The organism is Polaribacter sp. M10, from assembly GCF_054968445.1.
In genome coordinates this window covers 59,702-73,890 of sequence record NZ_JBSSBG010000012.1, presented here as the reverse complement: position 1 = coordinate 73,890, position 14,189 = coordinate 59,702, and the positions used below count along the sequence as shown (strand labels likewise).

The following is a 14,189-nucleotide window of genomic DNA, read 5'->3' as shown; positions in this document are numbered from 1 at the left end:
TATTGTTGCTTGGGTATCTTGAAGCTATAAACTTTATGGAAAAGTGTATAGGAAACACAATTTTAAGGTGTCTGTAAATCCGTAAAAAAAAATAATCAAGTTTTCAAAACATCAGCTGTGTTTATCTTTTCTTGATTACCATCGGATTGAAAGAAGTGTGTTTATAAATTTAGTGATTATTTATAAACACACTTTTTTGTTTAGTACTTTAATTCCAGTTTGTTAAAATCCAACTCCAGGGTCAGAAGGAGCCGAACTAGCCTGTGCTTTTTGTGGACACAATATCATATATGTTCCTAATGCCGTTAAAGCTGCATATTTTCCGTAATTTCCAATTTTGTAAATAGCCTCTTTACGTGTAATATTTTGATTTTCATCCTGAGTTTTTTTATTGTTTTTCATAATATGTTTTACTATTAATTATTCTAATACTATTTTCTTACTTGTTGATCCTTTTTCTGTGCTTAATTGTACAATGTAAACTCCAAAGGTTAAGTTTGGTAAACTAACATCTGTTGCCCCTGTGGAACTAAATGAAGTATTTAATACTTGTTTCCCTAAAATATTAAATATTTTAATTGATGCATTAGCGCTATTTATCCCTGTTACCCTTAGCTTATCTTTGTTAATAGGGTAAACACTTACTCCTCCTAAAGAAATTTCATCAGAACTTAATGCAGAACTTTTTGTATGTAAATAAAAACGTCCTGTACCATTTAATGTTTTTGTTAGAGTTACTTTATAATCGGTATTATTTTCATCTAATCTTGCTAAAGTATTTAGGGTTCTATCTTCCAAATAAACTTTTAAACCTTCGGGTAAGTTTAAAGCTTCTGCACTAAAAGTAAGTTCTTTACCAGCTTCAGCAATTATTCCAATTGCAATTATATTTTTTTCGTAATCAGAATTTGGTAGTGCCTGGATTTGGTATTTCTTACCATCATTTTCAATTAAATCAGTATAAATAGCTAGGCTATCAGATACACCTTCAAATAAATTACCATCATAACCAGTATCATAGCTTGTTGTTGAACCATCTATGTAATAAACATATGCTTTTCTAGTATTAGAGCCTTCGGTTAGTTTTAAAGCTATTTCCGGTCTTTGTTGCGCTTTTTGAAAAGTAGAGCTTGTATGGTTTACATGTGCATAGTCAAAAGTAAGATTGGTTTCATTAGCGGCCTCTACAAAAAAGCCTTGACCAGGTGCAATTTCATAAGAGCCATGTGAACCAGCTGTTCTTACTTCGTAACTTGAACCATTCCAAAACCACACTTGAGCACCAGAAATAACACCAGCGCCATTATCGGTAAAAAAGTCTCCTAAATTGAATGATGCTGTAAAAGGATTCCCTACTAAATTATAGTTATTTGTGTTTTGTGTTAATGCGAATGTTTGAGTAGAAGTATACAGGTCGTTTCCAGAAAAAGAAATATCTCCACCTGTGTTTGCTCTTCTTATAGCATAACCTTGAGCAACGTTAAATGCACTTGCTGCATCACCTGATTGAAAATAACGCCAGTGATCTGTATTTATATCAGCTGTTGTATTTAAATACCAACTTACCCCAGTATTATTTGCATTATCACCTGTATCAATTCCATTTGTTGTGTTCCATGTATCATCGTACGTTTCTCCGTTTATTGGTGATGACATTAAGTACCATTGTTCTCCGTTCTCAAAATTACGTTGATACGTAGCGTCTCCTGTATAACCTGCATTTGCAATAAATGATGCCCCAGATTTAATTGTAATATTATCAACAGTAACAGTAGTTGCTGCTGTTGGATAATTTGATGCATCAGAAGGAATTACTACATCGTCTGTTGTTAAAGGCACAATGTTAGAATCCCAATTGGAAGCTGTTGCCCAATCATTAGTAGTACCTACCCAAGAAACAAGATCATTATTAGACATCGCTGAAACTTCGCCCGCTGTAAGTGCTGTATCATAAATTCTTAAATTATCAATTGAGCCGTCAAATCCGCGATTAGTAGGTGAACTGTAATCATTACCTATCATTAACGGATTGCTACCTGTATTTAAAGTAACAGTACCAGACTTTTCTTCTACTCCATCAATAAAAAGTTTAACGTTTGTACCATCATAAGTAACAGCAACATGATACCACGTATTAGCTGTTAAAGCAACATCTGTTTGAACACTACCACCATTAAACTCTGCTCTTAATCTATTATTATTACCATTTACCAAAAAAGAAAATCGTTCTAAAGTTTCATCAACTCCTAAAGAAGCAATGGTTTTCCAAGAATTCGTGTTATTAAACCTAATGTTAGCCATAATAGTTCTGCTTGCATTACCCTCTATAGCTGTAAAGTTACTTGAGGTAGCAAGAAAATTTGTTGATAGTACATTTGAAAGAGCATTGTTACCATTGTCATTTTTATCATTCCCATAAGAAAATGCTGGTGCTATGGTTAAATTTCTTCCATTTCCAGAACTGTCATTGGCATTGTTTGAAAAATCGTATTGTGCCTCTAACGTTGCTGCACATCCAGTACAAACATTATTATCGTCTAAATCATTAATTTGAGCTTCGGTTAATTCACCACTGTAAATACGCACATCATCTATGGTTCCAATAAAACCTCTATTTCTGGGAGTATTGGTTTGATCGTTACCAATAATTATTGAGTTAGAACCTGTGTCAACTGAGTCCTCAACTTCAGATAGTACACTTACTCCGTCAAGAAAAAGTTCGATATTTGTGCCATCGTAAGTTACAGCAATATGATACCATGTATCTGTATCTAAATTTGTTGCATATTGGGTACTAGCTCCACCAAATTCTGCTCTTAGTTTTCGGTTTTGAATACCAAAACTAAATCTTTTTCCAGCAGTGCTTTGCCCATAACCTACAACCGCATACCAACCAGTTTCATTGGAAAATTTTACACGGGCAGCAATTGTTCTAGAATTTTTACCTTCTATAGCAGGAATACTAGGAGTTGATAAAAAATTGTATTGAGTAACAACGTCTAGCGCACTTGATGGATTAGCTGCTTCATCTGCCACAAAAGTTGGTGGATAACTGGTTAAAGTTAAATTGTTATTGCCACTTAAATCATTTAAATTGCTATTAAATGAATAAGATGCTATTGGTTTTTGACCATAAGTAAAACTACTTATAGCAACCAATAAAAATAATGAGTAAAGATTTTTCTTCATGTCAAAGTTGATTATAGTTAAAAAATGTTTTGGTAAAACTATATTATATTAAGTATATCAACAGGGACAATAGATTCTTATATGGGGTGTAAATGATTCAATTTTAACCCTAAACTTTACTATATTGATAAATAAAATGCGGAAAATTAAGATTCAAATTATTATTTTCCTTAAAATTTATATTTCATTTTAGTCAAAAAAACCTCATTTTTATTTAGTTCTTTAATGCTCTAAACTCTGTAAAAGCCCCATAAATTTCATGAAGTGCAACATTTGTACGTAATAATTAAGATACCTATAACCTTGATAATCTTTAATTTTACGGCAGAAAAAAAATAAACAATGTCAAAAAAAATAAACAATATGAAATTCAGGTATTATATTTTAATACTTTTTGTATTTCTCTCTGGAGTTGTTTTTAGTCAAAGTACAATAACAGGAGTGGTAACAGATAAAGACAAAATACCTCTTCCTGGGGTAAGTGTAATTATTAAAGGATCAGCAAAAGGAGAATCTACAGATTTTGATGGTAAATTTTCTATCAAAGCCTCTCCAAACGATATTATACAATTTGCTTTTTTGGGTTTTGCAACTAAGGAGGTAAAAGTTGGTAATCAAACTTTAATTAATGTTATTTTAGAAGAAAGTACAGAACAATTAGAAGAAATTGTAGTAATAGGTTATGGTACTAGTAATAAAAAAGAGTTGGTGTCATCAGTTTCTTCTATTAAAGGAGATGCATTAGAAAACCAACCTGTTTCAAGAGTAGATCAAGCATTACAAGGTAGAGCTGCTGGGGTAGAAGTTGTTTCTAACAGTGGTGCACCAGGGGCTGGAGCAACTATTAGAATTAGAGGAAACAGCTCTATAAACGGTAACAATAATCCCTTATTTGTAATTGATGGTTTTATTGTTGGTACTGGATTTAACTTAAACAATATTAATGTAAATGACATAGAGTCTATAGAGGTTTTAAAAGATGCAACTGCCTTATCAATTTACGGTACACGTGGAGCAGCTGGTGTAATTTTAGTGACCACAAAAAGTGGTAAAGGCCTTGAATCTGGTAAACCTTCTATTTCTATTAATATGTATACAAGTATTGATCAAGTTACCAATGAAATTGATATTTTAGATGGAAATGATTATGTAAATTATGTTAACGAAGCAGGCCAATTTACACCTGGTACACCTATTAATTTTGGTGGCTTGCCTATTGCTGTTGGACGAACAGATACTTCATTGCCTCAACAATACGATCCGAGTCAAATTCAAACAACAGATTGGTTAGATTTAGTTACTCAGCAAGCTCTTAAAAACAATTTTGACATTTCTATACGTGGTAATTCAGAAAACATTAACTACTATAGCTCAATCAATTATTTTAGTCAAGAAGGCCTTTTAAGAAATTCTGGTATAGACAGGTTTATCTTTAGAAATAATATGGACATTAATATAACAAGCAAATTAAAAGCTGGTTTTCGATTAAATGTTACAAGGCAAAAAAGAGAAAATAATAAGATAAATTACGGAAATATTGTAAGCAGTGTTTTACCTATAAGAAGTGTTTATGACGATAATGGTAATTTTACAGCAGAAAACCCAATAAGTGGTTCTTTGCAAAGAAACCCTATTGCTGACCTTGAGTTAAGAGTAGATCATGATCTGGTTACTAACATTATAGCTAATAGCTATTTTGAATATGAAATTATAAAAGACTTAAAATGGAAATCTAGTTTTGGTGCTACACTCAACTATTTTAAAAACAACAGATACTTACCTGGATTGTTACCAGAACGTTTAGATACCAATCTTGGTGGAGAAGCAAGAGTTCAAACAAATCAGTCTAAAAACTTACTGCAAGAAAATACAATTACCTATAAAAAAACATTTGACAAACATTCTTTAAATGTCTTAGGTGGTTTTACTTGGCAAAAAATTAATAATGAATCAGTTGCTACATTGGCAGGCGGTTTCCCTTTTGATGTTATAGAATTTAATGGCTTAGGTATAGGTTCAGATCCAGAAACATATCAGGTAGATTCTGGATTTAGCCAAAGAACATTACTATCTTATTTAGCTCGTTTAACATACTCTTATGATCAAAAATATGTACTTACACTTGCTGGTAGGTATGATGGGTCTTCTGTATTTGAAGATGGAAGTAAATATGCTTTTTTTCCATCAGTTGGTGTAGCATGGAATATCGATGAAGAATCTTTTATGAAAGACCTCGAACTTATTAATAGATTTAAGGTTAGAGGTAGTTTTGGTATTGTTGGCGAGCAAGGTATTTCTCCTTTCAATTCTTTTGATAGATACAACCCTACTTTTAATTATTTTAATGAAAACTTATATTCTGCAGTGCTTCTTGGTTCTCCAGCATCAAGAGGATTAGTTTGGGAAACTACAGAACAATTAGATTTAGGTTTAGAAATAGGTTTTTTACAAAATAGAATAAATTTTGAAGCCGGTTATTACAGAAAAGTTACTAAAGATCTACTTTTAAATACAGATATACCGAATACTGCTGGTATTGGCAGACTTACAAGAAATATTGGTAGTGTTCAAAATCAAGGAGTAGAACTTTTATTAAACTCAGTTAATGTAAGAAATAACAACTTTAAATGGACAAGCTCTTTAAGTGTATCTGCTAATAGAAGTAAAGTTCTAGATTTAGGTGATGAAGATATTATCCTTCTGCAAAACACAGGTAATCAAGGTAATGCTTCAGCTGCATTAATTGTTGGGCAACCTTTTCCTGTATTTATAGGTGCAGAATACTTAGGAACCTATCAAGACCCACAACAAATTATAGATGATAATCGTATTGGACGTTCTTTTCTTGGTAGCCCACGATTTAGAGATTTAAATGGAGATGGAACCATTAATAATCAAGATGCATTAACAATAGGTAGCCCAGAAGCAGACTTTTTTGGTGGCTTAAGAAACACTTTTACGTATAAGGGCTTAACATTAGATATTTTCTTTCAAGGATCTTATGGTAATGAAGTTTTTAATGTATTAACACAAACTTCGTACTACGGAAGAGGTGATCAAAATTTAGATCCAAGAGTATTAAATAGATGGCGAGAAGGTATAGATGAGGTTTCCAACATACCTAGAGCAGGAACATCAACTTCTGTTTTTAATCCAAATAGTACTGTAAATGTAGAAGATGGCTCTTTTTTAAGGTTAAGAACCGTAAGTTTATCATACGATTTACCAATAATAAACACTCCATTAAAAGATGTCGTCAGAAATATTAACCTTTATGTTATTGGAAACAACTTAGCCTTATTCTCTAAATTTAGTTTAGGAGATCCAGAAGTCAATAATTTTTCATCAGGTTCAGGGTTTAATTCAGTATCTCAAGGGTTCGCTTCAGGGCAATACCCATATGCTAGAAGTATTTTAACTGGAGTAAAAATAGAATTTTAATAAAGCAAAACATGAAAAAAATTAATAAAATAACAGCCATTCTTATTCTTGGGCTAGTATTACTTGCCAGTTGCGATTCCTTTTTAGAGGAAGAACCAAGAGGTCTGCTTCAAACAAATAATTTTTACAATAATGATAGAGAAGCTGTTTTGGCTTCTAATGGCCTTTATAGAGTTTTACAAAGAGGAAGTCTATACAGAACAAGAGGTTTAGACAATTACTACGTTAATGGTGCAGATTTGGTAGGCCCAAGTAGAAATGTAAATGGAAATATTCATAATTATCTTATAGATGAAGGTGTTTCGGATGGTAATGGAACTTGGGGAGCATTGTATGAAATCGTTAGAAACGCTAACGATATCATAGCCAGAGTTGAGAGTAATGAAAATTTATCAGAAGCAATTAGAAATCAAGTTTTAGGTGAAGCCTATTTTATGAGAGCATTAGCATACTTTCATCTTACCAATCTTTGGGGAGACGTTCCATATTTTAGAGAACTACTTCCAATTCAAGAATTATCTGTTTTAACAAGAACACCAAAAAGTACCATTACAACAGATATGAAAACAGATCTAGAATTAGCTTTTAATTTACTACCAGATTCTTATGGGGCTGCAGAATTAGGTAGAGCTACTAAATATGCTGCAAAAACACTGCAAGCAAAGTTTTATTTATTCGATCAAGAATGGCAGTTGGCATTAAATGCCTGTAACGAAATTATTAATAATTCGCCACACAGATTACTAGATAATTTTGCAGATATCTTTGATCAGACAGACAAAGAAAATCAAATTAAAGATGAACATATTTTTGTTGTTGATTTTACTACTGAAGGTGTTTTTGGAGATGCAGGTACACAAAGAACAGACGACTATACACCTAGAGGCAGCAGAGATGAACCTGCTAACCCTGCTTTAAGATCTCAATTTTTAGCCGATTTAGATGCTCTAGATGAAGAAATGACAGGTTTTGCATTTGCAATTCCTTTACCAGAATTTGCTGATAGAGCAAATTGGGATGCTGATGATTTAAGATATGATGCAACTATAGTTACAGAGTACATTGGGTATCAATTAAAATTCCCATATTTTAGAAAGTTTTGGAATGTAACAAAAACATCTCCAAGGTTTGATCATCATGAAAACTATATCGTTTTTAGATTGGCAGATGTTTATTTAATGGCTGCTGAAGCTGAAAATGAGTTAAATGGACCAGCCAATGCATATGTTTATGTTAACGAAGTGAGAAAACGTGCTTTTAATCCAGACAAACCATGGTTCGGAATGAGTCAAGAGCAATTTAGATTAGCTATTCGTGATGAACGTAAATTTGAATTGGCAGCAGAAGGACACCGAAAAATGGATTTAATTCGTTGGGGAATTTTATTAGATGTTGTAAAAAATGTGCAGCACAGATCTTTTAATAACCCTGCTGCAAATATTCAAGAAAAACATCTTTTGCTACCAATACCTCAGCAAGAACTTTTATTAAACCCTAATTTATTAATTACAGATCCAACTAATAACGGATACAGATAAACGTTAGTTTATTTCTTTTAATAAACAATTTATATGAAAATAATTAAAATAGTCATTTTTCTTGTATTTGGAATTCTTTTCCTATCCTGTAAAAAAAATGAAAAAAAAGTAGCCGTTAATTACAACCAGAATAACATTAATCATAAACCTAATATTATTTACATTTTAGCAGATGATTTAGGTTATGGTGACTTGAGTATCTATGGACAAAAAAAGTTTAAAACACCTAATATTGATAAGCTTGCCAAAAGTGGTTTAATTTTTACACAACACTATTCAGGAAGTACTGTTTGCGCACCTTCTAGGTCAACATTAATGACGGGAATGCATACTGGACATACTGTGGTTCGTGGAAATAAAGAAATACAACCTGAGGGTCAATACCCAATTCCTGATAATACTTACACAATAGCAGAAGCATTAAAAAAAGCAGGTTATCAAACAGGTGCATTTGGTAAATGGGGTTTAGGATATCCTGGTTCAGAGGGTGATCCAACATCTCAAGGATTTGATACCTTTTTTGGGTATAATTGTCAAAGATTAGGACATAATTATTACCCAAGACATCTTTGGTCTAACAACGACTCTATAGTTTTAACTAAAAATAAAGGAAAAAATAAAGGAACCTACGCACCTAAACTTATTCATGATAAAACACTAGATTTTATTGAGCAAAATAAGGAAAAACCTTTTTTTGCGTACGTTGCATCTATAATACCGCATGCAGAGTTAATTGCTCCTGAAGAAACAATAAAAAAATACAGAGGTAAATTCGAGCCAGAAAAACCATACGTAGGCACAGATGATGGCCCAAATTATAGAAATGGACCCTATGAATCACAAAAAGAACCTAATGCAACATTTGTAGCAATGATAGAGATTTTAGATAATCAAGTTGGAGAAATAGTAAAAAAAATCAATGATTTAGGTTTACAAGATAATACTATTATTGTTTTTACATCTGATAATGGACCACATCGTGAGGGAGGTGCTAATCCTAAATATTTTAATAGCAATGGAAAGTTCAGAGGTTTTAAAAGAGATTTATATGAAGGAGGTATTAGAGTTCCTATGATGGTTTCTTGGCCTGGAATGATCGCTCCAAATAGTACAACTGATCATATTTCTGCTTTTTGGGATGTGTTTCCTACATTTACAGATATAGTGGGTATAGATACACCAAAAAACTTAGATGGTATTTCTTTCTTACCTACCTTAATAGGTAAGTATAATCAACAAAAAAAACATGAGTATCTGTATTGGGAATTCCATGAAAAAGGTGGTCGTCAAGCTGTACGAAAAGGCAATTGGAAAGCCGTTAAATACAATGTGTTTAAAAAGCAAAATAATAAATTAAAGCTCTTTAATCTTGCTACAGATCCAGGTGAAAAAAACAACCTTGCTGATAAACATCCAGAATTAGTTGCTGAGTTTGAAAATATAATCAAAGATGCACGAGTACCATCTTCTATTTTTACTTTTAACCAAAACGCTTACTTAAACAGTAAATAAATTATAACACAATAATTATGAAAAACATACAAAAAATTATCTTTAAAGGGTTTTATATCATCCTTATTATATTTATAAGTTGTGGTGGTGTAGAAGATCTTACACCTGTGTTTCCTGCTGATAATGTTGATGAAACAAATAATCAACAAGGTGATTTTGCTGGAAATTTAAAAATAGTTCTTGGAGATTTTAAACAGGCTCAGATAAAAGAACTTGTTACTACAACAGCAGAAGTTGAAAGCATTTTAACTGGTTTTGAAAAATTAGGAGTAAATGGTATTAGAATTACAATCTTTCCAAAAGGAGAAAATCCTAATCAAGAACTTTTCGATTATTTCTATACCAGAGCAAAATCTAAAGGATTCAAAATAATGGCTAACCCAGCTCTTTGGGAAGGAGCTGTTAGAATAGCAAACAAAGAATTAAATAATACACCTTTAGACAATAATAACCCACAAGCAACAGGCCCATCACCTTTAAATAATAATGCAGCAACAGATGTAGTAATTGCAAGAATTAAAGAATTTGCTCAGAATTATGAAGTAGATTGGATTACCCCTTTTAATGAAGATGGGAAACCTGGTCGATTTTGGAGTGCTGCTCAAATAAATAAAATCTATGCGGCTCTACACAATAATTTGAACGGAGCTGAGCTAATTGGCCCATGTACTTGGGGAATTGGAGCTGGTACAGATATTCTTGAACAAACAGATATCAAACAATATATAACAATAGCAACTACACACAACCTTGGATTTGATCATGATAAATGGACTGGTTTTATAAACGCTTCTGGAGATTTACCTGTATGGGACTCAGAAGTAAATAATAATGCCACTGCTTTTCCAAATAAGTTAACTAGAATAGATGCTGCTATTCAAGCAGGGGTAGATGGTTTAGTGCTTTATGATAGCTGGAGAGGTATTTCTTTATCTGATGGATCTTTAAATGCAGCAGGTAGGTTATGGAGAACCAAAATATATAAATAACAAATGATTTAAATTGTACCAAAAAACCACTTTTAAAAAGTGTGTAAATAAATCATATCAATTTATTAGAAATTCATAAGATACAAAGATTCCTTTCTCATTGGAATTTTTGTATCTTTTTTAAAATTTTAAAAATGACAAAACATATTGCTATTCTTAGAGTGCTATTTACAATAGTTGTAGTATTATTTTTATCCTGTGATAATAAAAGTAAAGTTAACAAAGAAAAACCAAATGTATTATGGCTTGTTGTAGAAGATATGAGTCCTCTTTTAAGCGTTTATGGAGATAAAACTGTAAACACTCCTGTACTAGATCAGTTTGCAAAAGAAAGTATTGTGTTTACAAATGCTTATTCTAATGGTGCACAATGTTCTCCTGCAAGGTCAACTCTAATATCTAGTATCTATGCACCAATGTTGGCAACAGATTTTCATAGAGAAAAAAGAAGCGTCCCTGACAATTTTTATTTTCCAAAAATTTTAAAAGAGAATGGATATTATTGCACCAATAATCGTAAAACAGATTACAACGCAAAAAATTATCCAAAAGATATTTGGCATAGTTCTAATAAAAAAGCGTCTTACAAAAATAGAGATCATAAAGACCAACCTTTCTTTGCTGTTTTTAATTACGATGGCACGCATACAAAACGCGTAGCTACAAGAAATACAAAAAATAGAACCAATAGAAATGTAGATCTTAATAGTGTTTCCATTCCTCCCTATCTTCCAGATGTACCAGAAATTAGAGATGATATTGCCTGGTATTATGATGCCGTAGCAGAAATGGACAACTGGGTAAAAAAGAAATTAGAAGAACTTGAAAAATCTGGAGAAGCCGATAACACCATTGTCTTTTTTTACTCAGATCATGGAGGTTGTTTACCAAGAGGTAAAGCCTACCTTTATGATACAGGAACAAGAGTTCCTTTAATGGTTCGTTTTCCAAAAAAGTATCAGCATTTAGCTCAAAAAACAGCATCAAATAAAAATAGTAATCTGGTAGGTTTTGTTGATTTTGCTCCTACCCTATTAAATTTAGCTGGCATAGAAAAACCTGATTTTATGATGGGAAAACCCTTTTTAGGGAAAAACATACCAGCGCCTAAAAGTGAAATTTTTCTGTTTAGAGCAAATCAAGAACAAAGTTTTATTCCATCAAGAGCATTAACTGATGGAAGATATAAGCTTATTTGGAATTTTAATGCTGCTTATCCTAATGGAACAAGACAATCTTATCAATGGCAAATGCCATCTTATCAAGGCTGGGATAACGCAAATATAAAAGGAAATGTAACAACACTTCAAAAACAATTTTGGCAACCATCATCTGCTTTAGAATTTTTTGATACACAAAATGATCCTTACGAAATTAATAATTTAGTTGACAACGAAGAGCATCAATCTAAAATTAAAGAACTAAAGAGCAAGCTATTAAACCTAATGAAAGAAAAAAAAGATTTAGGACTTTACCCTTGGTCTATGAGAAGAAGAAAAGATAGTGTTCCATTTTTTACCTATGTAAAAGAAACAAAACAACCTGTTACTGAAATAATAAATGCTGCAGCCATCTCTAGTACTGCAACAAATAAAAATATTGATCAAATAAAAAAGTATTTAAATTCCAACGAACCTGCTATTAGATATTGGGGGACAGTTGGAGTGCTACAAATGCTAGAAAGAAAATTAATAAAAACACTTCCAAAAGAACTAATAGCAAACTTTAATAATACTGAAGAGAATATAGAAGTTAGACTTATGAGTGCAGAAGCTATGATTAAAGCCAATCAAAATAAAGCTGCTTTACAGTTTGTATTAGATCAAGTAAAAGCCAATTATTTTATTTCTTATGCCACATTACAAAACCTTGGTGATTTTGTAAAACCTATAGAAAAAGAACTTATAGAACTTCGAAAAGTTAAATTTCTCAATCAATTCTATATCAAGTCTGCCCTTATCAATTCTGGCTATTTAAATTACAAGGACTTATGGAACCCTGATATTTAAAGTGTATTTTACTAGATAAACTAAGTAAAATATTCAATGAGATAAAAACAGTAGTTATGTTACTTTTTGATTATAATTTAATGACACAGAAATAGAAAAAAATCAGCACAATTTTACGTACATACTTTTGGTTTAACATTTTTTAAATAAAATACTATTTTAAATTAATAAACCAAGTTTAAAAAGGTTTCTTTTTATGAAACTGAAAGATATTATAAGGTAAGGATGTACCACTTGCCTTTAATACAATAGTTCCATGTGATGACACCTCAAAGCTTCTGATTCGTTCTTTTGAAGATGGATAATTTTTATTATCCCAAATATCACGCAATTCATAACCTTTAGATACATCTATCCCAACATCAGATAAATTAAGTGCTATTGTTTCTGTTTTTTCAGATTTATTTAAAAGCGCAATCGCAATTTTACCACTCATAGTATGCGTAAGTGGTTTTGCCCATATTTCAAAATTATTGTTATTTATAATTCTTCTAGCTTGATACACTAAAGGGTCTTGATTTATAGCGATTAACTCTTTATTGGTTAGTATATCTAGTGTTTCTTTAGAAATTGTAGTTAAATCGTTTCCAGCAATTAAAGGTGCACTTAGCATACACCACATGCTAAAATGAGATTTATCTTCTTCTAAAGTCATACCTCTACCAACTTGTAACATATCCATATCATTTACATGACCTGGACCACTATACTTCCATAAATCTGCGTTTTTATCTATGATAGATAAAACCGACTCAAAATTATTAGCAATATCAGCAGAAATACGCCATGAATCTGCTACACCAACCACCCATTTTCCAGGAAATTGCCATCTACATATATTGTAAACTGCATCTGGACGCAACTCTCTTATGATTTTCCCAATTTTGGTGTATTGAGTTTCTTCGTCTAAATTAAGCCATGCTCCTCCACACCAATCTACTTTTATGAAATCATACTTCCAGTCATTTAAAAATAAAGTTAAATCTTTCTTCTCATGCCCATAAAGCCCCATGCCTATACCAATGGTATCTTTGTCCCAATAAGATGCACATGTGTTAATACCAGCATCCGAGTAAATCCCTGCTTTTAAACCTTTTTTATGAATATATTCAGCTAAAGATTTCATACCATTAGGAAAACGTTTTTTATGTACTAATAAGTTTCCATTACCATCTCTTCCACCAAAAAAACCATCGTCGATATTTACATAAGTATATCCAACAGCTTTCATTCCTGTAGCTACTAGAGCGTCTGCTTGTGCTTTAACTATATCTTCGTTAATGTTAATTCTATAATTATTCCAACTAGCCCATCCCATTAATGGTGTTTGAGGTTTTGTTAAATTTTCTTTTGGTTGACAGCCAAAACAAATTACAATAATGACTAAAATTAACACTCTCATACTAGTTTATATTTCATTGTTTATAATGCTCTCAATAATATGAAATTTTAACTTTAACCATGAGGTCGTAATGATTTTATTAATTTTTGAAATAAACGATATACCCCCT

General features: G+C 31.9%; 8 protein-coding genes. 5 read left to right on the top strand and 3 right to left on the bottom strand.

Annotated elements, in window-relative coordinates:
- Positions 1–222: 222 nt before the first annotated feature.
- Together ACWYN7_RS11715 and ACWYN7_RS11710 are read right to left on the bottom strand one after the other, a co-directional pair.
- A complete protein-coding gene (locus tag ACWYN7_RS11715; RefSeq protein ID WP_462860149.1) occupies positions 223–402 on the bottom strand; it encodes a hypothetical protein in 180 nt (59 codons plus the stop codon).
- An 18-nt stretch (positions 403–420) separates the two neighbouring features.
- Positions 421–3,189 carry a LamG-like jellyroll fold domain-containing protein gene (locus ACWYN7_RS11710; protein WP_462860148.1) on the bottom strand — a complete coding sequence of 923 codons (2,769 nt, stop codon included), beginning with the start codon at positions 3,187–3,189 and terminating at the stop codon, positions 421–423.
- 342 nt (positions 3,190–3,531) lie between these two features.
- Here ACWYN7_RS11710 and ACWYN7_RS11705 point away from each other — a divergent pair, with 342 nt between their 5' ends.
- The 5 genes from ACWYN7_RS11705 (at position 3,532) to ACWYN7_RS11685 (ending at position 12,678) form a co-directional block, all read left to right on the top strand.
- Positions 3,532–6,630: a SusC/RagA family TonB-linked outer membrane protein gene (locus ACWYN7_RS11705; RefSeq protein WP_462860147.1), complete on the top strand. Its 3,099-nt coding sequence runs from the start codon at positions 3,532–3,534 to the stop codon at positions 6,628–6,630.
- 11 nt (positions 6,631–6,641) lie between these two features.
- Complete coding sequence (locus ACWYN7_RS11700) at positions 6,642–8,168, top strand: RagB/SusD family nutrient uptake outer membrane protein (protein ID WP_462860146.1); 1,527 nt, start codon at positions 6,642–6,644, stop codon at positions 8,166–8,168.
- Positions 8,169–8,201: 33 nt separating this feature from the next.
- On the top strand, positions 8,202–9,680 hold the full coding sequence (locus tag ACWYN7_RS11695) for an arylsulfatase (protein ID WP_462860145.1): 1,479 nt from the start codon (positions 8,202–8,204) through the stop codon (positions 9,678–9,680).
- Between the two features lie 17 nt (positions 9,681–9,697).
- Positions 9,698–10,669 (top strand): hypothetical protein, encoded by a 972-nt coding sequence (locus ACWYN7_RS11690; protein ID WP_462860143.1) that lies wholly within the window; start codon positions 9,698–9,700, stop codon positions 10,667–10,669.
- A gap of 134 nt (positions 10,670–10,803) precedes the next feature.
- Positions 10,804–12,678, top strand: coding sequence for a sulfatase family protein (locus ACWYN7_RS11685; RefSeq protein ID WP_462860142.1), 1,875 nt, complete (start codon positions 10,804–10,806; stop codon positions 12,676–12,678).
- A 178-nt stretch (positions 12,679–12,856) separates the two neighbouring features.
- On the opposite strand, the gene ACWYN7_RS11680 is transcribed toward ACWYN7_RS11685, so the two are convergent.
- Entirely contained in the window at positions 12,857–14,080 is a 1,224-nt protein-coding gene (locus tag ACWYN7_RS11680; protein WP_462860141.1) for a glycoside hydrolase family 27 protein, read from the bottom strand.
- Positions 14,081–14,189 lie beyond the last annotated feature (109 nt).

Bases quoted from the DNA above. Each gene is read 5' to 3' on its own strand.
- ACWYN7_RS11715 (WP_462860149.1), bottom strand. From the start codon at position 402: ATGAAAAACAATAAAAAAACTCAGGATGAAAATCAAAATATTACACGT.
- ACWYN7_RS11710 (WP_462860148.1), bottom strand. From the start codon at position 3,189: ATGAAGAAAAATCTTTACTCATTATTTTTATTGGTTGCTATAAGTAGT.
- ACWYN7_RS11705 (WP_462860147.1), top strand. From the start codon at position 3,532: ATGTCAAAAAAAATAAACAATATGAAATTCAGGTATTATATTTTAATA.
- ACWYN7_RS11700 (WP_462860146.1), top strand. From the start codon at position 6,642: ATGAAAAAAATTAATAAAATAACAGCCATTCTTATTCTTGGGCTAGTA.
- ACWYN7_RS11695 (WP_462860145.1), top strand. From the start codon at position 8,202: ATGAAAATAATTAAAATAGTCATTTTTCTTGTATTTGGAATTCTTTTC.
- ACWYN7_RS11690 (WP_462860143.1), top strand. From the start codon at position 9,698: ATGAAAAACATACAAAAAATTATCTTTAAAGGGTTTTATATCATCCTT.
- ACWYN7_RS11685 (WP_462860142.1), top strand. From the start codon at position 10,804: ATGACAAAACATATTGCTATTCTTAGAGTGCTATTTACAATAGTTGTA.
- ACWYN7_RS11680 (WP_462860141.1), bottom strand. From the start codon at position 14,080: ATGAGAGTGTTAATTTTAGTCATTATTGTAATTTGTTTTGGCTGTCAA.